General features: G+C 70.5%; 23 protein-coding genes. 18 read left to right on the plus strand and 5 right to left on the minus strand.

Annotated elements, in window-relative coordinates; all coding sequences use genetic code 11:
• Window positions 1-12 precede the first annotated feature (12 nt).
• Genes ACFOPI_RS18310 through ACFOPI_RS18330 form a run of 5 tightly spaced genes read left to right on the plus strand, consistent with a single transcriptional unit; the run spans window position 13 to window position 3,689 of the window.
• Window positions 13-1,203 (plus strand): beta-ketoacyl-[acyl-carrier-protein] synthase family protein, encoded by a 1,191-nt coding sequence (locus tag ACFOPI_RS18310; RefSeq protein ID WP_382176978.1) that lies wholly within the window; start codon window positions 13-15, stop codon window positions 1,201-1,203.
• Window positions 1,200-1,997: a beta-ketoacyl synthase chain length factor gene (locus ACFOPI_RS18315; protein ID WP_382176981.1), complete on the plus strand. Its 798-nt coding sequence runs from the start codon at window positions 1,200-1,202 to the stop codon at window positions 1,995-1,997. The genes ACFOPI_RS18310 and ACFOPI_RS18315 overlap by 4 nt, the downstream gene beginning before the upstream one ends.
• The gene (locus ACFOPI_RS18320; protein ID WP_382176984.1) at window positions 1,991-2,437 is read left to right on the plus strand and encodes a 3-hydroxylacyl-ACP dehydratase; all 447 of its coding nucleotides are present in this window, start codon (window positions 1,991-1,993) and stop codon (window positions 2,435-2,437) included. The genes ACFOPI_RS18315 and ACFOPI_RS18320 overlap by 7 nt, the downstream gene beginning before the upstream one ends.
• Window positions 2,434-3,171, plus strand: a complete 738-nt coding sequence (fabG, locus tag ACFOPI_RS18325; protein ID WP_382176986.1) for a 3-oxoacyl-ACP reductase FabG — start codon at window positions 2,434-2,436, stop codon at window positions 3,169-3,171. The genes ACFOPI_RS18320 and fabG overlap by 4 nt, the downstream gene beginning before the upstream one ends.
• A gap of 23 nt (window positions 3,172-3,194) precedes the next feature.
• Complete coding sequence (locus ACFOPI_RS18330; protein ID WP_382176989.1) at window positions 3,195-3,689, plus strand: hypothetical protein; 495 nt, start codon at window positions 3,195-3,197, stop codon at window positions 3,687-3,689.
• Between the two features lie 27 nt (window positions 3,690-3,716).
• Here the strand turns inward: ACFOPI_RS18330 and ACFOPI_RS18335 are convergent, their stop codons facing one another.
• Genes ACFOPI_RS18335 through ACFOPI_RS18345 form a run of 3 tightly spaced genes read right to left on the minus strand, consistent with a single transcriptional unit; the run spans window position 3,717 to window position 8,538 of the window.
• Window positions 3,717-6,818, minus strand: coding sequence for an efflux RND transporter permease subunit (locus ACFOPI_RS18335; protein ID WP_382176991.1), 3,102 nt, complete (start codon window positions 6,816-6,818; stop codon window positions 3,717-3,719).
• Entirely contained in the window at window positions 6,815-7,936 is a 1,122-nt protein-coding gene (locus tag ACFOPI_RS18340; protein WP_382176994.1) for an efflux RND transporter periplasmic adaptor subunit, read from the minus strand. Before ACFOPI_RS18340 ends, ACFOPI_RS18335 begins: the two co-directional genes overlap by 4 nt.
• Before the next feature lie 47 nt (window positions 7,937-7,983).
• The gene (locus tag ACFOPI_RS18345) at window positions 7,984-8,538 is read right to left on the minus strand and encodes a TetR/AcrR family transcriptional regulator (RefSeq protein ID WP_382176997.1); all 555 of its coding nucleotides are present in this window, start codon (window positions 8,536-8,538) and stop codon (window positions 7,984-7,986) included.
• 88 nt (window positions 8,539-8,626) lie between these two features.
• Here ACFOPI_RS18345 and ACFOPI_RS18350 point away from each other — a divergent pair, with 88 nt between their 5' ends.
• Complete coding sequence (locus ACFOPI_RS18350) at window positions 8,627-10,018, plus strand: TolC family protein (RefSeq protein ID WP_382176999.1); 1,392 nt, start codon at window positions 8,627-8,629, stop codon at window positions 10,016-10,018.
• Window positions 10,019-10,034: 16 nt separating this feature from the next.
• Here the strand turns inward: ACFOPI_RS18350 and ACFOPI_RS18355 are convergent, their stop codons facing one another.
• Window positions 10,035-11,078, minus strand: coding sequence for an AraC family transcriptional regulator (locus tag ACFOPI_RS18355; protein ID WP_382177002.1), 1,044 nt, complete (start codon window positions 11,076-11,078; stop codon window positions 10,035-10,037).
• A 173-nt stretch (window positions 11,079-11,251) separates the two neighbouring features.
• On the opposite strand from ACFOPI_RS18355, the gene ACFOPI_RS18360 reads away from it, so the two are divergent.
• The gene (locus tag ACFOPI_RS18360; RefSeq protein ID WP_382177004.1) at window positions 11,252-12,667 is read left to right on the plus strand and encodes a flavin-containing monooxygenase; all 1,416 of its coding nucleotides are present in this window, start codon (window positions 11,252-11,254) and stop codon (window positions 12,665-12,667) included.
• Window positions 12,660-13,544, plus strand: coding sequence for an SDR family NAD(P)-dependent oxidoreductase (locus ACFOPI_RS18365; protein WP_382177007.1), 885 nt, complete (start codon window positions 12,660-12,662; stop codon window positions 13,542-13,544). Before ACFOPI_RS18360 ends, ACFOPI_RS18365 begins: the two co-directional genes overlap by 8 nt.
• A 16-nt stretch (window positions 13,545-13,560) precedes the next feature.
• Here ACFOPI_RS18365 and ACFOPI_RS18370 read toward each other — a convergent pair whose 3' ends face one another.
• Complete coding sequence (locus ACFOPI_RS18370) at window positions 13,561-14,262, minus strand: TetR/AcrR family transcriptional regulator (protein ID WP_382177009.1); 702 nt, start codon at window positions 14,260-14,262, stop codon at window positions 13,561-13,563.
• A gap of 106 nt (window positions 14,263-14,368) precedes the next feature.
• On the opposite strand from ACFOPI_RS18370, the gene ACFOPI_RS18375 reads away from it, so the two are divergent.
• From ACFOPI_RS18375 to ACFOPI_RS18420, 10 genes are all read left to right on the plus strand, one after another.
• Window positions 14,369-14,791: a DUF2147 domain-containing protein gene (locus tag ACFOPI_RS18375; protein ID WP_382177012.1), complete on the plus strand. Its 423-nt coding sequence runs from the start codon at window positions 14,369-14,371 to the stop codon at window positions 14,789-14,791.
• A 74-nt stretch (window positions 14,792-14,865) separates the two neighbouring features.
• Window positions 14,866-15,744, plus strand: a complete 879-nt coding sequence (locus tag ACFOPI_RS18380; RefSeq protein ID WP_382177015.1) for a TorF family putative porin — start codon at window positions 14,866-14,868, stop codon at window positions 15,742-15,744.
• Between the two features lies 1 nt (window position 15,745).
• Window positions 15,746-17,365 carry a xylulokinase gene (locus ACFOPI_RS18385; RefSeq protein WP_382177017.1) on the plus strand — a complete coding sequence of 540 codons (1,620 nt, stop codon included), beginning with the start codon at window positions 15,746-15,748 and terminating at the stop codon, window positions 17,363-17,365.
• Complete coding sequence (locus tag ACFOPI_RS18390; protein ID WP_382177020.1) at window positions 17,362-18,003, plus strand: class II aldolase/adducin family protein; 642 nt, start codon at window positions 17,362-17,364, stop codon at window positions 18,001-18,003. Before ACFOPI_RS18385 ends, ACFOPI_RS18390 begins: the two co-directional genes overlap by 4 nt.
• 27 nt (window positions 18,004-18,030) lie before the next feature.
• Window positions 18,031-19,521, plus strand: coding sequence for an aspartate aminotransferase family protein (locus tag ACFOPI_RS18395; RefSeq protein ID WP_382177022.1), 1,491 nt, complete (start codon window positions 18,031-18,033; stop codon window positions 19,519-19,521).
• Window positions 19,522-19,525: 4 nt separating this feature from the next.
• Window positions 19,526-20,158 (plus strand): hypothetical protein, encoded by a 633-nt coding sequence (locus tag ACFOPI_RS18400; protein WP_382177025.1) that lies wholly within the window; start codon window positions 19,526-19,528, stop codon window positions 20,156-20,158.
• Between the two features lie 21 nt (window positions 20,159-20,179).
• On the plus strand, window positions 20,180-21,349 hold the full coding sequence (locus tag ACFOPI_RS18405) for an MFS transporter (protein ID WP_382177027.1): 1,170 nt from the start codon (window positions 20,180-20,182) through the stop codon (window positions 21,347-21,349).
• Complete coding sequence (locus ACFOPI_RS18410) at window positions 21,346-22,401, plus strand: NAD-dependent epimerase/dehydratase family protein (protein ID WP_382177029.1); 1,056 nt, start codon at window positions 21,346-21,348, stop codon at window positions 22,399-22,401. The genes ACFOPI_RS18405 and ACFOPI_RS18410 overlap by 4 nt, the downstream gene beginning before the upstream one ends.
• 11 nt (window positions 22,402-22,412) lie before the next feature.
• The gene (locus tag ACFOPI_RS18415; protein ID WP_382177032.1) at window positions 22,413-23,210 is read left to right on the plus strand and encodes an SDR family NAD(P)-dependent oxidoreductase; all 798 of its coding nucleotides are present in this window, start codon (window positions 22,413-22,415) and stop codon (window positions 23,208-23,210) included.
• Window positions 23,207-24,652, plus strand: a complete 1,446-nt coding sequence (locus ACFOPI_RS18420; RefSeq protein ID WP_382177034.1) for an aldehyde dehydrogenase family protein — start codon at window positions 23,207-23,209, stop codon at window positions 24,650-24,652. Before ACFOPI_RS18415 ends, ACFOPI_RS18420 begins: the two co-directional genes overlap by 4 nt.
• The last annotated feature ends 3 nt before the right edge of the window (window positions 24,653-24,655 follow it).

Below are 24,655 nucleotides of genomic sequence, written 5' to 3' on the forward strand. Positions count from 1 at the left end.
ACACTGCGCCCCATGACCCCGCTCGCGCTTTCCACATACACCCTCACCACCTGCCTCGGCCGCGGGATCGACGCCACCCGCGAGGCCCTGCGCGCCGAACGCTCGGCGCTGGCGCCATGCACCTTTGAGACAGTGCGGCTCGACACCTGGATCGGCGAGGTCGCCGGCGTCGACGACCAGCGCCTGCCCGAGGCACTGGCGCGTTACGACTGCCGCAACAACCGCCTGACCCTGATGGGCCTGGAGACCGACGGCTTCGGCGACCGCGTGCGCGAGGCCACTGCGCGGTACGGAGCCGACCGCGTGGGCGTGTTCCTGGGCACCAGCACCGCCGGCATCCTGCAGACCGAGCTGGCCTACCGCCGCCGCGACCCGGCCACTGGCGCGCTACCCGGGGACTTCCACTACCGCACCACGCACAACGCGTTTTCGCTGGCCGAGTTCACGCGTGACCACTTCGGTCTCACCGGCATGGCGATGGCGATCTCCACCGCCTGCTCGTCCAGCGCCAAGGTGTTTGCTGCCGCCGCGCGCCAGCTCGCGCTGGGCACGATCGATGCGGCCATCGTCGGCGGCGTCGACACGCTGTGCCTGACCACGCTCTACGGCTTTGCCTCGCTGCAGCTGACCTCCAAGAACCCCTGCCGCCCCTACGACGCTTCGCGCGACGGCATCTCCATCGGCGAGGGCGCGGCCTTCGCGCTGCTGGAGCGCTCGGCAGCGCCTGCACCGGGCACGGTGATGCTGTTCGGTGTGGGCGAGTCCAGCGACGCGTACCACATGTCCTCGCCGCATCCCGAGGGTCTGGGCGCACGGCTGGCGATGGAAGCGGCGTTGCGATCGGCCGGCCTCGCGCCCGGCGACGTCGATTACATCAACCTGCACGGCACCGCCACGCCCGCCAACGACGCGGCCGAAGGCAAGGCCGTGGCGGCGCTGTTCGGCGACACCGTGCCGGGCAACTCCACCAAGGGCGCGACCGGCCACACCCTGGGCGCGGCCGGCGCGATCGAAGCGCTCATCTGCGCGATGGCACTCACCGATGGGCGGATGCCCGGCAGCCCAGGCACCGGCGCGCTCGACCCGTCCATCCCGATCCGCTACCAGTTGCACGGCGAGGACCGGCCGCTGCGCCATGCGTTGAGCAACTCGTTCGGTTTCGGCGGCAGCAACTGCAGCCTGGTGCTGGGAGTCGCGGCATGAGCACACCCTTGACCGCCTATGTCACCGGCATCGGCCTGATCGCCCCCGGGCTGCCCGACTGGTCCACCGCCGCCGCCGTGCTGCGCGGCGAACAGCCCCACACGCCCGCGCCCACCGTGCTGCCGGCGCCCGAGCTGCTGCCGCCGGCCGAGCGGCGCCGCGCCAGCCGCGTCATCAAGCTCTCGCTGGGTGTGGGACTGGAGGCGGTAAAGCAGGCCGGGGCCGACGCATCCACGCTCGCGACGGTGTTTGTCGCTTCCGGTGCCGACGGCCACAACTGCCATGCGCTGTGTGAGCAGCTGGCGGGCGAGGACCGCCAGATCTCGCCCACGCGCTTCCACAACTCAGTGCACAACGCGGCCGCCGGCTACTGGGGCATCGCGACCCGCGCCATGGCGCCGTGCCAGGTGATCGGCGCCTACGACGCCAGCTTCGGCGCCGGTCTGCTCGATGCGCTGGCCCAGGTGGCGGTGGATGGTCAGCCGGTGCTGCTGATCGCCTACGACAGCGAGTACCCCGCGCCGCTGCACGCCAAGCGCGACACGCCCGACTGCGGCGCGGTGGCGCTGCTGCTGTCGCCAGAGACCGAGGGCGCACTGGGCGCGCTCACCGTGGCGCCGACCACCGAGGCCGCCGAGCCGATGCAGAGCGCCTCGCTGGAGGCACTGCGCACCTCGATCCCTGCGATGCGTGCGCTGCCGCTGTTGCGCCGAGTGGCGGCGGGGCAGGGCGGTGACCTCGTGATCGATTACCTTGCGCCCATGCAGCTGCGGGTGGGTTGGCAGCCATGCTGAACGCGCCGCTGGATCACGCCTGGATCGAGGCCCATGTGCCGCACCAGGGCCACATGTGCCTGCTGGAGCGCGTGGTCGAATGGAGCGAGCAGCGCATCGTTTGCGAGGCTGTCAGTCACTCCGACCCGGCCAATCCGCTGCGCAACGCGGGCCGCCTGGGCGCCGCCACCGGCGTCGAGTACGCGGCGCAGGCGATGGCGGTGCACGGCGCGCTGCTGGCGCAGAGCGACGCGGCACCCACACAGGGTTACCTCACCAGCGTGCGCGGCCTGAGTCTGCACACCGACCGGCTCGACGACGTGGGCGGCCCGCTTACCGTCACGGCCGAGCGCCTCTCGGGCGACGCGCGCCTGATCCTCTACCAGTTCACCCTCCACTGCGGCGAGCGCTGCCTGCTTGAAGGCCGCGCCTCCGTGGTGCTCGACGCCCAGTCCCTATGAACACAGAAACCAAGCGCCGCCGCGCCCTCGTCACCGGTGGCAGCGGCGGCATCGGCGCCGCGATCTGCGAACGCCTCGCGGCCGATGGCCACCAGGTCATCGTGCACGCCAACCGCGGTCTGGAGAAGGCCCAGGCGCTGGTGGAGAAGATCAAGGCTTCTGGTGGCAACGCCGAAGCCGTCGCCTTCGACATCACCGACCGCGCCGCCACCGCGGCGGCGCTGGAAGCGCTGGTCGAGGTGGCGCCGGTCCAGATCCTGGTCAACAACGCCGGCATCCACGACGACGCCGTGTTCCCCGGCATGACCGGCGAGCAGTGGGATCGCGTGATCGACGTCTCCCTCAATGGCTTCTTCAACGTTACCCAGCCACTGACCATGCCCATGATGCGCACCCGCTGGGGCCGCATCGTCAGCGTGTCCTCGGTGGCGGCGGTGGCCGGCAACCGCGGGCAGGTCAACTACGCGGCGGCCAAGGGCGCGCTGCACGCGGCGAGCAAATCGCTGGCGCTGGAGCTGGCCAGTCGCGGCGTAACGGTCAACGTGGTGGCGCCCGGCCTGATCGCCACCGGCATGATCGAAGGCGCGTTCGACGCCGACGCCGTCAAGCGCATGGTGCCGATGCAGCGCGTGGGCCAGCCCGCCGAAGTGGCGCACCTGGTGGCCTTTCTCGCCTCGGACCAGGCGGGATACATCTCGGGACAGGTGATTTCGATCAATGGCGCGATGATCTGAAGCATCCAAGGAGTGTCCCAGCCATGAAGCAGCGTTTCCTGACCTCGCCTGTTGCAGCCTGTGTGCTGGCCCTGTCGGCATGGGTGTCGGCCACTTCGGTCCACGCGCAGGAGGCGGACACGGTGCAGAGCGCTGCTCAGGCCTGTATGCGGGCCTGGGGCAGCCAGCACCCCTTCACCGACACGCCACCGCTGCGCACTGTGTCGGGTGCGGTGCGGGTGCTGGGGCGCGGCTCTTCGGTGGCCGACCGCGAGGTCACCGACTTTCCCGTGCTGGTCGTCGTGCAACCGGGCGTGAACGTGCTGGGCGAGAGCGAGATGGAGCTGCTCAACCCCAACGGCTGGTACTGCCTGCGCGCGGCGGTCAACGTGGGCGGCGGGCTGCGCATTAAGCTGCATTGCGACGCCCATATCTCTTCGGCCACCTCGGGCACCTCGGTGTTCGGCGACAACGCCGGTCGCGGCGTGTCGGTGATGGGGGCGATCAGCGTCGAGCGCGTGGGCTGCGCGCGCAGCTGAACGGCGCAGGCGGTTTCGGCCACCCGATCAGCTCATCGCAGGTGTTCCGGACGGGCCCGGGTGGCCGAGCCAGCGGGGCTTGCGCAGGCCGAACAGCATCTCGTACATCACCGGTACCAGGCCCAGGGTCACCAGCGTGCCCAGCAGCAGGCCGCCCATGATGGTGACGGCCATGCCGGACCACAGCGGCCCGCCGAACAGCAGCAGCGGCACCAGGCCCGCCACGCAGGTGAGCTTGGTCATCACGATGGGGCGCAGGCGCTGCACCGCGGCGCCGATCACCGCCTCCCGGCGCGACCGGCCCGCGGCCAGTTCGGCCTCGATGCGTTCGAGCAGCAGCACCGCGTTGTTGACGATGATGCCGGCCAGCGACAGCAGGCCGAAGTTGGCCATGAAGCCCAGCGGTTCGCCGGCGATCTTCAGCGCAGGGGCCACGCCGATCAGGGCGAACGGGATGATGCTGAGGATCAGCGCCAGCTTGCGGAATGAGCCGAACTGCCAGACGAAGAGGATCAGCATCGCCACCGCCGCGTGGGGCAGGTATTCGCTGAGCGCCGCGTTGGCCTCGGCCGCCTCTTCGATCTCGGCACCGAGCTCGATGCGGTAGCCCGGCGGCAGCGCCAGCGCCGCCACGGTCGGCGCGAGCTGGTCCACCACCTGCTGCGCGGTCTGGGTTTCGCTGCGGCCCTGCACGGTCAGCGTGCGCGAGAGGTCGCGGCGGCGGATGACGGAAGGCTCCGAGGCCACCGACACCGTGGCGATGGCCGATAGCGGCACCGGCGCGGTGCCGGTGGCCGGGTGGATCAGGCTGTTGGCCACGTCCTCGGGGTGTTGGCGCTCGGCGGCGCTGCCGCGCACCACGAGCGGCACCAGCGTGTCGCCATCGCGCAGCGCCGACACCGCCAGGCCGCTGAAGCGCGCGCCCAGCGAGGTGGCCACGTCTTCGCTGGTGATGCCCAGGCGCCGTGCCTTGGCTTGGTCGATCTGCACGTCCAGCCGGAGCACGCGCTGGTCCCAGTCGTCGCGCACGTTCACCACGCCCGGCACGCCGCGCAACGCGGCCTGCAGCTGCCCGCCCAGACGGCGCAGCTCGTTTTCGTCGGGGCCCGAGATGCGGTAGGCGACGGTGCCCGAGTCGCTGGAGCCGAGTGAGAAGCGCTTGACGTCGGCGCGCAGCTCGGGATGGTGGCTGGCCAGCCAGTCGCGGGTGCGCTCGATCATCGGGTCGAGTGCGTCCTTGCCGTTCACGCCGACGGTGAAGTAGCCGATGTGCGAGGCCGGCAGGGGCGGGTTGAGACCTAGGATGATGCGCGGCCCGCCGTCGGCCACGTAGCCGATGCTGGTCGTCACCTCGGGGTTGGCGGTCTTGTCGGTCAGCCAGCGGCTGACGTCCTGCACGGTGGCGAGCGTGGCAAGCGCGTCGCTGCCGGGCTGCAGTTCGAGGGTGATCTGGTATTGCGGCCGGTCCGACGGCGGCAGGAACCCGGCGGGCACGCTGGCCAGCATCGCCATCGCGCCAGAAAACAGCAGTGCCATGGCGCCAAGGAAGACCGCCTTGTGGTCGAGTACCGTGGCGATGATGCGCCGGTAGGTCCGGTAGAACCTCGTTTCGGTCTGCGCTTCGGCCTGCGCCGCGTGGTGCGAGGGCTTGAGGAAGTGGTAACACAGCAGCGGCGTCACCGTCAGGCAGAACAGCCACGAACCCAGCAGCGAGAGCGCCAGCACGATCACCAGCGGGCGCAGGTACTCGTTGATCGAGGTGTTGCCGAAGAAGAAGGGCGAGAACGCGAAGATGATCACCAGCGAGGAGGTGAGCAGCGGGATGGCCAGCGTCTGGCCGGCGCGGATGCAGGCCTGGCGACGGTCTTCGCCGTCCGCCAGCCTGCGCTCGATGTCCTCGGCGATCACGATGCCGTTGTCCACCAGCAGGCCCAGGGCGATGATGATGGCGGCCATCGACACGTTGTGCAGCTCGATGGACAGCATCTGCATCGCGATCAGCGTGCCCAGGATGGTCAGCGGCACGATGCTGCCGACGACCAGGCCGGCGCGCCAGCCCAGGAACAGCACGACGACCGCCATCACGATGACGATGGTCTCGCCCATCACGCGGTTCATCTTGCCCATCTCGTGCTCCACCACGTCGGCCTGGAAGGTGACGTAGTCGAGCGCGAAACCGGCGGGCAGCTGTTGCTGCAGTTCGGCCACGCGCGCCTTCAGCGACTCACCGAAGGCCTTGATGTTCTGTCCCGCACGCATGGACACGCCCAGCACCACGGCCGGTTCGCCCTGGTAGATGGCGGCCGAGTCCGGCGGGTCGGCCGGCAGCACCTGGATGCGTGCGATGTCGCCCAGGCGCACGGTGCTGTCGGTGTGGCCGCTGCGCTGAGGCACGCTGAGCACGAACTGGCGCAGGGCGTCCAATGACACGATCTCTCCGGAGGCGACCAGGGCGCTGTTGAGGCCGCCCAGCACCACCTGGCCGCCCGAGAGCACCACGTTCTGCTGCTGCAGCTGCTGCAACACGGCGGGGGTGCCCAGGCCCAGGCCGGCCAGGCGCGCGCGGTCGAACTCGATGTAGACGCGTTCGTCCTGCAGGCCATGGAAGCTCACGCTCTGCACGCCGGGCAGGGTGTAGAGCTGGTCGCGCAGGCGCTTGAGCGGTTCTCGCATCTCGCTCATGGTGAACCCCGGCGCGGTGACGGCGATGGAGGCCACCGCGACGCGCCCGAAGTCGTCGTTCACCTGCACCGGCAGCGTGCCGTCGGGGAACTGGGGCGAGACCTCGGCGACCTTGGCGCGCAGCTTCTGCCAGATCGGCTGCAGGTCGGCCTGGTTCTCGTGCACCGTAACCTGCGTGATGGCCAGGCCGGTGCGCACGGTGCTGACCACGTGCTTGATCTCGGGCAGCTCGCGCAGCCGCTCCTCCAGCGGGCGCGCGATCAGCTGTTCCATGCGGTCCACCGGCAGGCCGGGGTTGGCGACGAAGATCATGGCGTCGCGGATGGTGGTGGACGGCTCTTCCTGCGAGGGGAACTTCAGGAACGCGAACACGCCGGCCAGCAGCACCAGGGCAGCCACGAAGAAGGTCAGTCGGCTGGCGCCGAGTGCGGATTCCGTGAGCTTCATGGCTGGGCTCCATGCAGCAGGGTCGTCGGCGCGTGGGGCACGGCGGCCTGGCCTTCGGTGAGGAAGGCCGCGCCGGCGACCACCACCTGGTCGCCCGCCTGCAGCCCGGAGGTGACGGGAATGCGGCCGCCGGGCAGGATCTCACGGCCGATCTGCACCGCGCGGCGTACGAGTGTGCCCCGGGCCGCGTCGAACAGGAAGACGCTGGCCGAGCCCGGCGCGTTGGCCGGCAGCAGGGCGGCGGCGGGCACGGACAGGCCGGCGGTCGAGGTGCGCGGCAGTTCCACCGACACCACCGAGCCGCTGCGCAGCCCGGGCGCGGCGCCTTCCAGGCGGAACACCGCCTGCACCAGGGAGCCGTTGTCGCTGTGGGTGGACAGCCGTTCCAGCGCCAGCCGACGGGTGGCGCCGCCCTGCGCGCCGTTGCCGAGCCGGGCGGTCGCGGTCTGGCCGGGCTGCAGGGGCGCGGCGGCCGCCTCGGGCAGCATGCTCACCACCTCCAGCGCCCGTCCGGCCTCGATCTGCAGCACCATCTGGCCGGCGCCCACGTCGCTGTGCGGCTGGGCGGCGCGGGCGACGATCTCGCCGTCGAAGGGCGCCCGGATGTCGGACAGCGCAAGGTCGCGTCGTGCCATGGCCAGGGCAGCCTCCGCCGCCTGCAGCTGGCTGAGCGCGAGGCGGTGCTGCGTCTGGACCGCTTCGAGCGCGGTGGCCGAGATGATCTGGTCCTTGGCCAGGGCTTCGTGCTGCCGCAGCTGGGTCGTGCGCTCGGCGAGGGCGGCTGCGGCGGCCGTGCGGTCGGCCTGGGCCTTGTCCAGCCGCCACTGCGCGGGCGCCGCATCCAGCCTCGCCAGCACCTGGCCGGCGCTCACGCGGTCGCCCACGTCGACCAGAAGGGCTGCGATGCGCCCCGGTTGTTCAAATCCCAGTTCGGCGCGCTGGCGCGCGCGCAGGGTGCCGACGAAGGTTTGTGTGGTGTCGGTCGCGGCGGCGCTCATCTGCTCCAGCTTGACGGGGCGGGGCGCGGCGCCTGTGGGCGGGGGCGCTTCGGTGCAGCCGGCGAGCAGCGCTGCCAGCAGGGCGGCGGTGGCGATGGTCTGGCGACGGGGCGAGGTCATGGAAGAGGTCCGGTTCGAAGAATGGGGTGGGGGACCAACGGGGGATGTCAGTCGAAGCGCTGGGCGAGCTGCTGCAGGGCCTGGCGCATGGCGGCGTGCTGCTGCGGGCTGAACTGGTGCAGGTTCAGCAGCTCCAGCAGCGAGATGCCGTCGAGCGCGGCGGCCACCACCAGCGCCAGGCCCGCGTCGGGCCCGGCGTCGCTCAGTTCGCCGTAGGTGCGGTCGAAGAGCTGCTGCACCGGACCGAGCAGGTGCGGGTAGCTGGTGGCCGCGGCCAGCAGGTTGGCCTGCAGGCGCTTCTCGCCGGGGGACATGTCGAAGGTGTCGTCGACCAGGGCCATGAGCCGGGCGCTGGTGGTGGCGCCGCGCTGCGCGGCCTTGGTCCGGCTGCGCTGGTCAAGCTCCAGGCTCATGCGCTCGACCAGGGCGCCGAGCAGATCGTCCTTGGTCTTGAAGTGGTAGATCAGGCCGGCCTTGGTGACGCCGGCGGCGGCGGCCACGCCTTCGAGGGTCAGCTCCTGAACCCCGTGGGTGGCGATCAGTGCGGCGGCGGCGTCCAGCAGCTTCTCGCGTGAACTGCTGCGTCCGGGGGGATTGGGCATGGAAGGCTCCTGAGATGTTGAAGTGATTGAAACAATACTATACGTATAGTAAAGTTACGAACACCGTCTGTCAACAAGGAGATCGTTCATGACCCGTTTTTCTTCGGTCCGTCTGGCCCTGGCCACCGCCGCGCTGGTGGCGCTGGCGGGCTGCGCAACGCCGGTGGCTGCGCCCACCACTTCCTGGAAAGCGCCCGCCGCGTGGAGTGCAGATGCCGCGCTGGCGGTACCCACCACCCCTGCGGCGTCCCCATCGGCCGAGGCCTGGTGGGAGGCTGTCGGCAGCCCCGAGCTCAGCGCACTGGTCGAGGCCGCGCTGCGGTCCAACCGCGACCTGCACATGGCCACCGCCCGCGTGCTGCAGGCGCGTGCCGGCGCCAACGCCGCCGATGCCCAGCAGCTGCCGCAACTGGGTCTGGCGGCGGGCGCGCAGCGCGGGCGCGATTCCAGCGCCAACCCCAAGGCCGATGTGCTGTCGGGTGGCTTGCGCGCGAGCTGGGAGCCCGATCTCTTTGGGGCCCAAGGCCTGGCCAGCCGGGCGGCGACCCTGGATGCGCAGGGCGCCGAACTCGCGCAACAGGCCATGCGCGTGACCATCGCGGCCGACGTGGGCACGGCCTGGTTCGAGATCCAGTCGCTGCGGCGCCGCGAGGCCGTGGCGCACGATGCCATGGCCACCCTGGAGCGCCAGATCGACGTGGCGCGGCGCCGCTTTGAGGCGGGCCAGTCGAGCACGCTGGACGTGGACCGCCTGGTGGCCGAGCTGGGGCAGGAGCGGGCCGCACTCGCGCAGTTGCAGGGCGCTCAGCGCGTGCGCCAGCGCCAGCTGGCGGTGCTCACCGGCGCCGCCCAGCCCGATCCCGCGCTGGCCTTTGCAGACACCGGCACACCCGGCATCGCCGCACCGGCCGCGCTGCTGCCGGCCGAGCTGCTGGAGCGCCGCCCCGACGTGCAGCTGCAGGCCCGGGCGCTGGACGCCGCCGCAGCGCGCCTCGGTGTGGCCAGGCGCGACCTGTACCCGCGCATCCAGCTGGACTGGGCCGGTCGCCAGGAGCGACTGAGCGTGGGCGGGGCGAGCGCATCGCCCGCTCTGGTGGTCGGCTACGGGGTGTCGCTGGCGCTCCCGATCTTCGATGGCGGCCGCATCCGCGCCAACATCGCCGTGCACGAAGCGCGCACCCAGGAGGCCATGGCCGCCTATGAGAAGGCCCTGATGGGCGCGCTGGCCGATGCCGAGACCGCGCTGGTCCAGCTGGCTGCGGCCGAGACCACCGTGGCCGAGCTGGAGCAGGCGCTGCGCGCGGCGTCCGACGCCGCCGCGCGCAGCCAGCGTCTGTTCGAGGCCGGCCTGGTGGGGCTGGACACGGTGCTGGACGTGCGGCGCAGCCACCTGCGCGCGCAGGATGCGCTGCTGCAGGCGCGCAGCGCCCAGTGGGTGGCGGGCGTGTCGGTTCGCCGCGCGTTCGCCGGCCGGGTGTGAGCCGGGCCAGGGCGCCTCAGGGCGCCCCGCGGCGTTCGCCGGGCAGCGCGCCCGACCAGCGCTTGAACGCGCGCCGGAAGCTGCGCGCGTCGGAGAAGCCGCAGGCCAGGGCGACCTCGGCCACCGGCAGGCCCGCGTGCTGCAGCAGGTCGCGCGCGCGCTCGTGCCGGATGTCGTCCAGCAGGCCCTGGTAGGACAGCCGCTGTTCCGTGAGGCGGCGGCGCAGCGTGCGTTCGCTCATGTTCAGCTCCTGCGCCACCGCGTGCAGGGGCTGCGGGTGGTCGAGGTGGGCGCGCAGCCGGCTGGCGATGGATTCGACCAGGTCGCTGCGGCGCTCAGGGCGCCGCAGGAAGCCGTCGAGCTGGGCGCGCAGGGGCTGGCAGGTGATCTCGTCGTAGCCCGGCAGCGCCGCGCCCAGCCACTGCGTGTCGCTGACCAGCCGGTTCGCCCCGGCGCCAAAGTGCACCGGGCAGCGGAAGAACTGCGTGTAGGCGCGGACGTGGGCGGGCCGGGGGTAGGCCAGTTCCACCCTGCGCGGGCTGAAGCCCGGGCCGACCAGATGGCGCACCACGGCCACCGAGCTGGAGAAGGCCTCTTCGACCAGAAAGGGTTCGATGGCGACATCGAACAGCTTGGGCCGCACTTCCAGCACCGTCTCGTCGCGCTGGATCGACGTGCCGTGCTCCAGCAGGGCGCCCACGTCGCCCTGGTGCGCCAGACCGTATTCGATGGCCTCGCCCAGTGTTTCGCAGGTGAGCATGGCCAGCCCCGGCAGCCCCCAGGACACCGGCGTCTGCCGGGCACCTGCGGACAGGCCGAGCGCCGGGTCCTGCAGGGCCTGGTAGCTGCGCACGATGAGCAGCCGGGTCTGGCGGTACGACAGCCGCATGCCGAGATCGAACAGGTCGCGGTAGCCGAAACCCAGCCCCCGGCAGACCCGGCCGGGCGGCAGCCCGCGCTCGCGCAGCAGGCCCAGCAGGGAGCGCGCGATGTTGGGCACCACCGTCGCGTCGCTCAGGTGGCGGGTGTCTGGGCCGGATGGGGGGGCGGAGCGCGGCATGGGTGTGGGTTTCCGATGGGGTGGGAGCAGGCGAGTGGCGGATGGTGGCCGAAATTGTCCCCATTGTGGCCGCAGATGTCTCCAGCCGACGGCGGGGCCGCCTCTAGATTCACGCCAGCTGTTTCGCACCAGCCCCGGCAGCCGACTCCCCATCCAGCCACGAAGGAGACACCATGACCCCCACCACCGAACCCGGCGTCGTCGACTGCGGCGAGGCCACCTGCATCATCGGCGCTGGCCCCGGCGGCCTGAGCGCGGCCCGGGCGCTCAAGGCCCAGGGCCTGCCCTACGAACAGTTCGAGCGGCACCACGACGTGGGCGGCCTTTGGGACATGGACAACCCGGGCTCGCCGATCTACGAGTCGGCGCATTTCATCTCCTCGCGCGACCTGTCCGGGTTCATGGGGTTTCCCATGCCCAAGCACTTCCCGGACTACCCCTCGCACCGGCAGATCCTGTCCTACGTGCGCAGCTTCGCCGACGCCTACTGCCTGCGCGGCGCGATCCGCCTGGGCACCGGCGTGAACCAGATCCGCAAGGACGCAGCCGGGCACTGGGTGGTTGAACTCAGCGACGGTTCGCGCCGTCGCTACAAGGCCATTGTCTGCGCCACCGGCTGCAACTGGGACCCGAATCTGCCCACGTTCAAGGGCGAATTCGCGGGCGAACTGCGCCACTCGGTCACCTACCGGTCCGGCGACGAGTTCCGCGGCAAGCGGGTGCTGGTGGTGGGTGCGGGCAACTCGGGGGCCGACATCGCCTGCGATGCGGCCACCCACGCGGACCGCGCTTTCATCAGCGTGCGGCGCGGCTACCACTTCATCCCCAAGCACATCTTCGGCATGCCGGCCGACGAGTTTGGCGAGTCGGGCCCGCACCTGCCGCTGTGGCTGGCGCGGCCGGTTTTCACGGGGCTGCTGCGCCTGATCACCGGCGACCTCACGCGCCTCGGACTGCCCAAGCCAGACCACCGCCTGTTCGAAAGCCACCCGCTGATGAACTCGCAGCTGCTGCACCACCTGCAGCACGGCAACATCGCGGTCAAGCCCGACATCTCGCACCTGGACGGCCGCGCCGTGGTGTTCAAGGACGGCTCGCGCGAAGAGGTGGACCTCGTGCTGTGCGCCACCGGCTACCGCTGGAGCTGCCGCTACGCGGCCGAGTATTTCGAGTGGAAGGGTGGGCGACCCCAGCTCTACCTGTCCATGTTCAGCCGCGACCACCGCAACCTGTTCGGCATCGGCTACCTGGAGAACAACTCCAGCGCCTACAAGCTGTTCGACACCCAGGCTTTCATGATCGCGGCCTACCTGCGGGCGCAGCGCGACCGCGACGCCAGCGCGGCCCGCTTCGACCAGCTGATCCAGCACGACCAGCCCGACCTCTCGGGCGGCATCCGCTTCGTCGACTCGCCGCGCCACGCGGTCTACATCGACGCGCATTCCTTCAAGACCTACCTGCGCAAGCTGCGCGCCCGCATGGGCTGGAACGAGCTGAGCGAGTCCTTCTACGACCGGGTCAAGGTTGCGCCTTCGGCCGCGGCACTGAGCCCGCAGGCGCCCGTGCGGGAGGTGGTGTCCCATGGCTGAGCCTTTGAACTGTTCCGGCTGGGTGGCGCTGATCACCGGGGGCGCGGGCGGCCTGGGCCGGGCCATCGCCGCGCGGCTGATTGAGCGTGGCGTGCGCTGCCTGCTGGTGGACGTGAACGCAGCCGGCCTGGACCAGGCGGTGCGCGCGCTGGGGCCGCTGGCCACCGCCCATGTGGCCGACCTGACCAACGCCGAGGCGGTGCAGCGTCTGGTGCTGCGCGTGCGCGACGACATCGGGCGGCTCGACCTGCTGGTCAACAACGCCGCCGTGGCGGACACGCAGCCCTTCGAGCAGCGCAGCCTGGCCTCCATCCAGGGCGAGTTCAATATCAACCTGCTGGCGCCGGTGCTGCTGACCCACAGCCTGCTGCCCCAGCTGCGCCAGGCAGCGGACGGCCGGGTGATCTCCATCGTCTCGCTCGGCGGCATCTTCCCGCTGCCCGAAACCAGCGTCTATTCGGCCACCAAGTTCGGGCTGCGCGGCGCGATGCTCTGCCTGGGGCTGGACGGGCCGCGCCTGGGCGTGAAGTTCGGGATCATCAACCCCTCGGCGACCGAGACACCGATGCTGGTGCGCGAGGCCATCGACGGCGGCAACAAGCTGCAGTTCATCGACCCGCCCCAGCAGCCCGACGAGGTGGCGCAGCAGGTGCTGCGCATGCTGGACGACCCCTGTCTCGAACGCTATGTGCGGCCCAGCGAGTCCTGGACGGTGCGGATGGCCATGCTGGTGCCCAACCTGCTGGGTCGGCTGATTCCGCTGTTCCGGCGCCAGGGCGATGCGGGGCACCGCCGCTACCTGGCCTCGCTGGAACAGCGCGGCATGATCCGCCAGCAGGACGGCGTCTGGCAGCTGGTGCCACCGCCGGGGCCGTGAGAAGCGAGTGGTGGTCTCAGCGGCGGGCCGGGGCCTTGCGCGGCGGCGCGGCGTCCGGCCGGATGCGCGTGAGGTGGCTGGCGATCATGCCGGCCACGGTGCGGGCCACGGCCTTCACGTCCAGCGGCTCGTCGAAGATCAGCTCGACGGTGGCATAGACCAGTTCCACCACGATCCGGCTGACCAGTTGCAGCTCGGCCGGATTCACATCGGGAAAGGCCTGCGCCAGCAGCTTGGTCTGTTCCTTCGTGACCGCCGCGTGCGAGGCCAGCCGCACCTGCTGCAGGGCGGGCACCGCGCGCAGGGCACGCATGATCCAGACACCGCCCACGGTCTGCACCGTGGCTTCGTAGGTGTCGAGGATCAGCCCCTCCATCGCCTGCTCCAGGGCTTCCAGGCCCCCGGCGAACACCTCCAGCGTCATGTGGCGGTCGACGCGTTCGTTCTGTGCCTGCATCAGGCGCAGGCCCAGCTCCGACAGCAGCGCGTACTTGTTGGGGAAATAGCGGTAGAGGGCAGGGGGTGTGAGCCCGGCGCGCTCGCACACCAGGTTGGTGGACAGGCGCTCGATGCCTACATCGGCCAGCGTCTGCGCGGTCACTTCCAGGATGCGTTCGTAGGTCTCGGTGGCGCGCTGCTGCGCCGGCTGCTTCTTGGCGACCAGCGAGGGCTGTGGCTTCTTGCGGCTCGTTGTCATGGCTCGGGTGGCGATGGGCATCAGGGATTCTCCCAGTTATCTTTTTTGACAAAAACAATAGTCATCACTATATACTAGTCATCACTATCTAATTGAGATTTGATCCCGCTCAAGAAAGGGGCCTCTGATGACACTCCGATTCCGTTTGCTGGCCCTGGTCTGTGGTGCGCTGAGCCTGCCGGCTTATGCCGACGGAGCGGACGAGGCCAAGGGCTTGTGGATGGCGCCAGAGGGTGATGCGGTGATCCAGTTCGCGCCCTGTGCCGAAACGGCCAGCGCCCTGTGCGGAACCATCGTCTGGGACAAGGACGCCGGCACGCCCGCCGACACCTGCGGGGTGCGCATCGCACAGCTCGCGCGCTTTGAGAAGGATGCCTGGCGCGACGGCTGGGTCTACGACCCGCGCGACGACCGCAAATACAAAGGTGTCGTGCGCGCCAAGGGCAACGAGCTGCGCATCCGCGCCTTCGTGGGCGTGGAGGTCCTGGGCCAGACCGAACAGCTCAAGCGCGTGGAGCGGCTGCCCGACGCGCCCCAGTGCAAGCGCTGATGCCAGTGCCGATGCGCCACCCGATCCCCCGCCGTTTTCCCCGCCCCTCCCACCACCGAAGCAAGGAGTTCTCCATGATCCCGTTCCGTCCTCTGTCCCTGGCCGTGGCCGCCACGCTGGCGGGCGCCGCCCTGCCATCGTCCGCCCAGGAGATGGCCAGCTACGCCACCACCACCGAGGTCAAGCTCACCTCCGACGTGCGCAGCCGCGGCGTCTCCGACTCCTTCAACCGGCCTGGTGCCAAGCTCGGTGTGCAGATCGCGCACGAGAGCGGCCTGGTGGGCCTGGCCGAGTTCGCCACGGTGAGCAAGAAGCAGTTCGCCGGCGGCGAAGGCCTGGGCGTCACGCTGGCAGGCGGCTACCGCTTCGGCGATCCCGAGGGCTGGCACTTCGGCGTGGGCCTGGCCACCGAGCTGTTTCCCGGCGCGCAGTTCGAGGCGCCGCACGGCTTCGACATGGCCACCGGCTCGCCAACAGACTGGCGCCGCACCAAATACGACAGCGCGTTCGCGCTGGCGGAGGTGGGCTACGGCGCGCTGGAGGCGCGCGTCATGAACGTGATCTCCAAGAACTACCGCGGCGCCAACACCGGCGGTGTCTGCGGCACCATGCTCTCGACCATGGCCGACCCCATGCCGGGGCTGGCCTGCTATGCGCGCGGCGACCAGAACTCGCGCGGCAGCTGGCTGTTCGACCTGGGCTACAAGATCGAACTGAACCCCACCACCACGCTCAACCTGCACGGTGGCTACCAGCGCATCGCGAACTTCAAGGAAGCGAACTTCGCCGACTACGCGGTGGGTGTGACCCACAAGCGCTGGGGCTTCAGCTGGAGCGCCGAGTGGGTGACCACGCGCACCCGCGTGCGCGAGCTGTACCTGGCGTTCGACGGCGACAAGGCGCGTGCCACGGACAACGACCGCCTGGTGTTGTCTGTTTCCCGCAGCTTCTGATATGACGCAGGCGCCGAACCACCGGACCGCCCCCGCCGACGAGCGACTCGTGCTCGCGGTGGACCTGGGCACCTCGGGCTGCAAGTGCGCGCTGGTGTCGCTGGACGGCGCGGTGCACGCCTGGGCGTTCCGGGCGGTGCCGCTGCATGTGCAGGGCGCCCTGGCCGAGCAGGAGCCACAGGACTGGTGGACGGCGTTCCTCGGGAGTGCGGGCGAGATCCTCGCCAACGACGCCGGTCTGCGCCGCCGCGTGGTGGCGGTCTGCTGCTCTGCCCAGACCGAGGGCACGGTGTGCGTGGACCGCAATGGCGAGGCCATCGGGCGCGCGCTCACCTGGCTCGATGCCCGGGGCGCGGCCGCGGTGGCGCGCCGCGTGCGCGGCCGGGGTCTGAACATCGAAGGCTACGCTCCCCTCAAGCTGTGGCGCTGGTTGCGGCTGACCGGTGGTGCGCCCTCGCTGTCCGGTCGCGACTCAGCCGGGCACATGGCCTACATCCACGACGAGGAACCGCAGCGATACGAACGCACGCACAAGTTCCTGAACGTGCCGGACTATCTGAACCTGCGCCTGTCTGGCCGCTTCTGCGCCACGCAGGATTCGACGGTCACGTCCTGGATCACCGACAACCGCGATGCCCACCACATCCGCTACGCGCCGGAGCTGATTCGCCTGCTCGGCATCGACGCGGCCAAGCTGCCCGAGATCGTGCGCTCGACCGACGTGCTCGGCCCCCTGCTGCCCGAGGTGGCGCAGGCCCTGGGCCTGAGCCCGAAGACCGTGGTGGTCGCGGGCGCGGTGGACAACTCCGCCGTCGCCGTGGGCGCCGCCGTGGCCGACTTCGACACCCACCTGTACCTGGGCACGTCGTCGTGGCTGGGGGCGCACATCCCCTTCATGAAGACGGACGTGCGGCACAAGATCGCCGCCGTGCCCAGCGCCGTGGACGGGCGCTACCTCGCGATGGCGCTGCAGTCCACCGCCGGGGCCAACCTCTCGTTCCTGCGCGACCGCATCCTCTACCACCCGGACGAGCTGGCCAGCGACGAAGAACACCCAGCGGTCTACGAGGCGCTCAACCGCATCGCCGCTCGCGTGCCGCCCGGTGCGCGCGGGCTCATCTACACACCCTGGCTGCTCGGTGAGCGCACGCCGGTGGACGACCCGCGCCTGCGCGCGGGGCTGCTGAACATGTCGCTGGAGCACACCCGCGAGGACATCTTCCGCGCCTTCCTGGAGGGCGTGGCGCTGAACACCCGCTGGATGCTGGAACCCTTTGCCCGCCTGCTCGGGCGCAACCCCGGCACCATCACCGCGGTGGGGGGCGGCGCCCAGTCGGACGTGTGGTGCCAGATCATGGCCGACGTGACCGGTCAGCCCATCCGGCAGATCGAGAACCCGATCCAGACCAACGCCATCGGCGCCACGTTCATCGCCGGGGTCGGCATGGGCGCGCTGTCGTTTGCCGACCTGGCGCAGCTGCGGCGCACGCGCGCCATCTACGAACCCGCCCGCGCGCTGCGCCGTCTGCACGATGACCAGTTCGAAACCTTCAAGGAAGTGCGCACCCGGCTGGCACCGCTCTACCACCGACTCAACCAACCCCCGGGAGCCCCGGCATGAACACGCTGCCCGTCCGCCGCACCGTCGTCGAGATGTGCGTCCAGCTCTCCCACCAGGGCCACTTCTCCGGCACCGGCGGGAACATCGCACTGCGCATCGACGCCGAACACATCGCCGTCACGCCTTCGGCCACCGACTACCTGACGATGAGCGCCGACGACGTGTGCGTGCTGCGCCTGGCCGACCTGCGGCAGGTCGAAGGGAGCAAGTCGCCGTCGGTCGAGAGTGGCCTGCACGCGCAGGTGCTGCGTGCCCGGCCCGACGTGCAGGCCAGCGTGCACACCCACCAGCCGGTGGCCAGCGCCTGCGCCCTGCTGGGCCGGCCGCTGGAGGTGCCGCCCGGCCCCCTGAGACGGTTGCTGGGCGAGCGCATTCCCCTGGCGGGCTACGCCCCCTCGGGCAGCGGCTGGCTGTCGTCCAAGCTGGCCCGACAGCTGCGCCCGGACACCAACGCCTACCTGATGCTCAACCACGGCGTGCTCTGCTGTGGCACCACACCCGAGGCCGCCCTGCAGGCCGTCGAGGACCTCGAAACCCTGTGCGCCTCCCTGCTGATGCAGCGCATCGCGGTGCGTGGCGAACGCGAGCCGTTCATGCAGGCGGCCCTGCGGCGCGTCGCCGACGCGCTCGCCGCCTGATCCATCCCTTTGCACGATCCCATCACCATGAGCAACCTGTCCTCCGTTCACACCGCCGCCGCGGCCGGCACCACCTTGCGTCCGGCCATCTCAGCCTGGCCCGACGTGGACAACCTCTACCGCCGCTTTGCCGAGCTGGTGAAGCAGCCGATGCGGCCCATCCGCGCCGACAAGATGCCGCAGGTGATGCGCTACTTCGACGAGCGCTGCCAGGGCTCGCGGCGCCTGTCCGAACGCGCCAAGGCCGTGATCCCCGGCGGCGTGCAGCACAACCTGGCCTTCAACCACCCGTTCCCGCTGGCCATCACGCAGGCCGACGGCGCCCACATGACCGACGTGGACGGCAACCGCTACATCGACTTTTTGCAGGCGGGTGGCCCCACGCTGCTGGGCTCCAACCACCCGGTGGTGCGCCAGAAGGTCAACGAGGTGCTGGACTCCTGCGGCCCGGTCACCGGCCTGCTGCACGAGTACGAGGTCAAGCTGGCCGAGCTGGTGTGCCAGAGCATGCCCGGCGTGGACATGGTGCGCCTGCTGGGCTCGGGCACCGAGGCCGTGATGGGCGCGGTGCGCCTGGCGCGCGCCTACACCGGCAAGCAGCGGATCATCAAGGTGGGCGGGGCCTACCACGGCTGGAGCGACCAGCTGGTCTACGGCATGCGCCTGCCCAAGACCGGCCGCATGGAGGCCGTGGGCATCCCGCGCGGCGCCACCGGCAACACCCAGGAATGCAACCCCAACGACCTGGACGCGCTGCGCAGCCAGCTGCGCTGGAACCGCCTGCGCGGCGGCACGGCGGCGGTGCTGCTGGAGCCCCTGGGCCCCGAGAGCGGCACCCGCCCCGTGCACCCCGACTACAACCGCCAGGTGCGGGCGCTGTGCGACGAGTTCGGCGCGCTGCTGATCTTTGACGAGGTGGTCACCGGCTTCCGCATCGGCATGGGCGGCGCGCAGGCCTACTTCGGCGTCACGCCCGACCTCACGGTGCTGGGCAAGTGCCTGACCGGCGGCTACCCCATGGCCGGCGCCATCGGTGGCCGCAAGGACATCATGATGATGCTGGTCGGCGGCATCGGCACCACCGCCAAGCGCGCCTTCGTGGGTGGCACGCTGTCGGCCAACCCGCTGTCGTGCGTGGCCGGTTACTACGCCTTGCTTGAAGCGCAGCGCACCGACGCCGCAGGTGTGGCCGGCCGTGCAGGCGACCGCCTGCGCAAGGGGCTGGAGGAGATCATCAACCGCCTGGGCCTGCCCTATGTGACCTACAACATGGGCTCCATCGTGCACCTGCAGACCTCGGGTGTGCTGCTGCTGGACACCAGCAGCCTGTGGAAGCTGTTCAAGGTCAAGGACGAGGCCAAGCGCCGCAAGCACATGATGGAGGAGATGGGCGCTGCCTACACCGCGCACGGCCTCATCACCCTGGCCGGCAGCCGCATCTACACCAGCCTGGCCGACACCGACGCGGTGATCGACGATGCACTGAACCGCTTTGAAGACGTCTTCAAGCTGGTCTGACGCCATGAGCATCGAACAAGACCTGCGCTCGCAATGGACCGGGCTGCGTGACCGGCTGCAGGCCAAGGGCCTGCTCGACAACGAGCGCGACAGCCTGTCGCTGCGCATCCCCGGCAGCGAGGCGATGTGGTTCGGCCTGGCCCGTGACGATGCACCGCAGCGCATGGTCTGGCGCGCCGCGCCGCGCGAGGCCGAGGCGCATGCCGCGGTCTATGCCGCCCGGGGCGACGTGGGCGCCATCGCCCAGGGCGGCGGCCGCTTCGGTCGCTGCCTGGCGGATTTCGGCGGCGCGATGCCGCAGGTGTTCGACGAGCAGGCGCGCCACCTGGGCCCGATGGGCCCGCCGGGCGCAGGCGTGGGCGATGTGCCGTCGGCGCTGAGGCAGGGCGGCAATGTCCTGCTGCTGCAAGGCCGGCCGGTGTGCCTGGGCATGACCCCGCTGCGCCTGGCGCTCAACGCCGAGCTGTTCGAAAAGTGCGCCAAGGCCTATGTGCTGGCCGTGGCCGGCAGCGGGCGCGTGCGGCCGCTGCCCTGGATCGTGCGCCTGGTGGCCAACCGGCGGCTGGCGAAAGACCGGCAGCGCGCGGCGACGCGGTTCGTGCAAGGGCATCTGCCCGAAGAGATCAACGGCTACTGACACACCCTGGAGGGGCCTGCCATGTCATCCCGACCCGATCCGAGCGTTTCCCCTGTGCAGCTGGCCGGTGCGCTGGCCATCGGCACCATCGCCGTGCTCATGGTGGGCGTGCAACCCATCCTGCTCGGCGCCCTGGTCGAGGCCGGCCATGTGAGCCTGGAGGGCGTCGGCATCGTGGCGATGGCCGAGATCATCATGCTGGGCCTCGGCGTGGTGCTGGGCGACACGCTGCTGCCCGTCGCGCGGCTGCGGCCGATCACCATCGCCGCCGCGCTGTGCGCCGCCGCGCTGGACCTGCTCACCCTGCAGGCCGTGGGCGACGGCGGCATGGCCGCCGTGCGCGCAGGCGCCGGGCTGGCCGAAGGGGTGCTGATCTGGGGTACCACCGGCGTGATCGTGCGCACGGCCCAGCCGGCGCGCATCGGAGGCGTCTTCTTCGTGCTGCAGACCATCGCCCAGGCCCTGCTGGGGCTGGCGCTGGCCAACGCCATCATTCCGCGCTGGGGCTGGCCGGGTGGCTTCGTGGCGCTGGGCCTGCTGGCGCTGCTGCCCTGCCTGCTGGCGTTCGTGCAGCCCGCGCGCCTGTCGCCCCTGGCCCCGCCCGCGATCTCGGGTTTCCGGTGGTCGGCCCGCACGCTGCAGCCCCTGGCGGTGGTGTTCCTGCAACTGGCGGCGTTGGGCGCGTTCTGGGCCTACCTGGAGCCGCTGGGCCACGCGGTGGGGCTGAACGCGCAGGCTGCGCAAAGTCTGGTTGCCGCGGTGCTGGTCATGCAGGTGATCGGCGGCAGCGTGGCGGCGCTGGCGGTGCGCCGGTGGCCCCTGGTGGCCGCGCTGCTTCTGTGTTCGCTGGCGCTGGCCGCGGTCACCACGACGATCCACCAGCTCCCCGCCGGCGGCGTGCGCACTTTCTCCATCGCCTGCGCGCTGTTCGGCTTCGTGTGGCTGTTCATGCTGCCGTTCCACATCGGCCTGGCGTTCCGCGCCGACCCCAGCGGTCGGCTCGCGGGCCTGGTGCCGGCGGCCCAGCTGCTGGGCAGTGCCTTCGGGCCGCTCACGGCCTCGTTCGTGGTGGACGGGAACAACGCCAGCGCCGTTCCTTTGCTCAGCGCGGGCTTCGCCTTGGCAGCGGCCGCGCTGGTGCTGCTGAACCGTTCGCGCCAAGACGCTCAACCCGTGAGGATGGTCTCGTGAAGCAGATCCATATGGTCACCGGCGCGACCGGTTTCGTCGCGGCACACCTTGTGCAGCGCCTGCTGGAGGCTGGGTACGCCGTGCACGCGACGGTGCGCAGCCTGGCCCACAGTGCCAAGCTGCGTCCTTTGCATGCAATGCAGGAGCAGTTCCCGGGGCGCCTTTCGCTGTTCGAGGCGGACCTGCTCAAAAGCGGTTCCTTCGATGCGGCGATGGTGGGTTGCGCCGTGGTGCATCACGTCGCCTCGCCGTTCATGCTGCCGGAGAAGATCACCGACGGCCGGCGCCAGATGCTGGAGCCGGCGCTGCAGGGCACGCGCAACGTGCTGGCCAGCGTCGAGCGCACCCCCAGCGTGCAGCGTGTGGTGATGACGTCCACCGTGGGCGCCATCTTCGGTGACTACATCGACGTGCGGCAGATGAAGGGCGGTGTGCTCTCCGAGGCCTACTTCAACACCTCCAGCACGCTGGAAACCAATCCCTACCACCTGTCCAAGGTCGAGGCCGAGAAGGAGGCCTGGCGGCTGAACGCCCAACAGAAGCGCTGGAGCCTGGTGACGATCAACCCCGGATTGATTCTCGGTCCTTCATTGACCCCGGAATCGGTGTCCGGCAGTCTGTTCCTGCTCGACGAGATGCTGCGCGGGGTGCTGTTCTACGGCATGCCCGACCTGAGCCTGACCACGGTGGACGTGCGCGAGGTCGCGCTGGCCCACCTGCGCGCGGCCGAGCGTCCGGCGGCGCACGGCCGCTACATCCTGGCCGAGAAGGAGATGATCTCCTTCGTCGAGATCTCGAAGATCCTGCGCAGCGTGCACCCCCGGCCCTGGCTGCTGCCGCGCCACACCATCCCCGACTGGCTGGTGCGCCTGATCGGCCCCGCTTTCGGCCTCACACCCGACTACATCCGCAAGCACCTGGGCATCCGGTTCCCGGTGGACAACCGGCGCAGCATCGAGGAACTGGGCATCACCTACCGCCCGATCCGCGAGACCCTGACCGACCATGCCCGCGAGTGGCTGCACCAGCGCCGCGGCGCGCCGGCGTCCTGAAGGAGACCCCGGTGGATTTCAAGAACAAGGTGGTGCTGATCGTGGGCGCATCGTCGGGCATGGGCCGGGCGCTGGCGCTGCGGCTGGCGGGTGAGGGTGCGTTCGTGGCCGTCACCGCGCGCCGCAAGGACAGGCTCGATGCCCTGGTGGACGAGATGGCGCTGCGGGGTGACCTGGGACTGGCGCTGGCCGCAGACGCGCAGGACCCGGTCGCCGCCGAGCAGGTCGTCAAGGAGGTGGTGCGCCGGTTCGGCCGCATCGACCTCGTGGTGCTCAACGCCGGTGGCGCGCCCGCCCTGGACATGCGCACCATGGGTGCCCGCGAGGTCCTGGCCTGCATGCGCGCGAACTACGACGTGGCGGTGAATGTCCTGTTTCCGGTGCTGCACCAGATGGTGCGCCAGGGCCACGGGCTGGTGGCGCAGACCAACTCGCTGGCGGGCTGGCTGGGCGTGCCGCTGCAAGGCCCGTACTCGGCGGCCAAGGGCGCGTTGCGGCTGCTGATCGACACCTGTCGCGTCGAGTTCGGTCCTCTGGGCATCCGGTTCGTCTCGCTGTACCCCGGCTTTGTGGCCACCGAAGCCACCGCCAACGACGGCATGCCTGCACCGCTGGCGCTGTCGGAGGCGCAGGCCGTCGATCACATCGTGCGGGCGTTGCGCCGCGAGCCGCTGGACCACCTGTTCCCGTTCAGCATGGCCTGGCTGGTGCGGCTGGCGCTGCTGCTGCCCAAGCGCTGGACCACCCGCATCCTGCGCAGGGAGGTGCCGGCGCTGCAGTCCCCCGCGCCCACACCGCCCACACCATGAAGCACCCGGTCATGCACACCGATCTCGACGCCGATCCGGCGCTGATCCAGGCCCTGTTCGAGCAGCAGGCGCCCACCGCGCTGTCGCTGCGCTGTTCGACCGCCCGCCAGCGACTGGCCAAGCTGCGGCGGCTGGGTGACGGGCTGATGGACCGGCGCGAGGCGCTGTACAAAGCCTTCGCCGCCGACCTGCGCAAGCCCGCCGCCGAGGTGGACCTGACCGAGCTGCTGCCGGTGGTGGACGAGTTGCGCCATGCGCGGGCGCACCTGGCGAAGTGGATGCGGCCCCGGCGGGTGTGGCCCACGCTCGCCACGCTGGGCACGCGCGCCAAGGTGCTCTACCAGCCGCGCGGGCGCTGCCTGATCATCGGTCCCTGGAACTACCCGGTGAACACCTTGCTCGGGCCGCTGGTCTCGGCCGTTGCGGCGGGCAACACCGTGATCCTCAAGCCTTCGGAGTTCACGCCCCATGTCAACGCCGTGGTCGCCGAGCTGGTGGCAGCGCTGTTCGACCCGGCCGAGGTGGCGATGGTGACCGGCGGTGTGGCGACGGCGCAGCGGCTGCTGGCGCTGCCGTTCGACCATGTGTTCTTCACCGGCTCGCCCGCGGTGGGAAAGGTCGTGATGGAGGCCGCTGCACAACACCTCACGTCCGTGACACTGGAGCTGGGCGGCAAGTCGCCGGTGATCGTGGACCAGTCGGCCGACCTGCGGCAGGCGGCCGAGCTGATCCTCTGGGGCAAGTTCACCAACGCCGGCCAGACCTGCGTCGCGCCGGACCATGTGTTCGTGCACCGCAGCGTGAAGGACCGCTTTGTCCGGCTGTGCAAGGAGCTGATCGCGAAGCGCTACGGCCCGACGGCGGACGAGGTGGAGGCGAGCCCGGACCTGACGCGCATCATCACCGCCCGGCACGCACGCCGTCTGGGCGAACTGATCGACGACGCGCTGGCGCGGGGTGCGACCCTGCTGGCCGGCGGGCGCCACGACAGCGCCGCGCGCTACGTGGCCCCCACGCTGCTGACCGACGTGCCCGCAGATGCGCGCATCGGGTCCGAAGAAATCTTCGGCCCGGTGCTGCCCATCGAAGCCTTCGACGTGATCGACCAGGTGATCCAGCGCATCAACGCGCAGCCCAAGCCGCTGGCGCTGTACCTGTTCAGCCGCAGCCGCTCGACGCAGGACCGGGTCACGGCCCATACCAGTTCGGGCGGCCTCTGCCTCAACCACTGCGTGCAGCAGTACGTGCACGGCGGCCTGCCCTTCGGTGGCGTGAACCACTCGGGCATCGGCAGCGCGCACGGTCACTACGGTTTCAAGGCGTTCTCGCACGAGCGCGCCTGTCTTGCTTCCGGTCCCCTGATGCCGCTGAGCCTGTTCTTCCCACCCTACACCCGGCGCACATCCTGGCTCAGCGGGTCGCTGTTGAAGATGTTGCGCTGAACC

Source organism: Hydrogenophaga luteola (assembly GCF_042648585.1).
GTDB classification, from domain to species: Bacteria; Pseudomonadota; Gammaproteobacteria; order Burkholderiales; family Burkholderiaceae_C; genus Hydrogenophaga; species Hydrogenophaga luteola.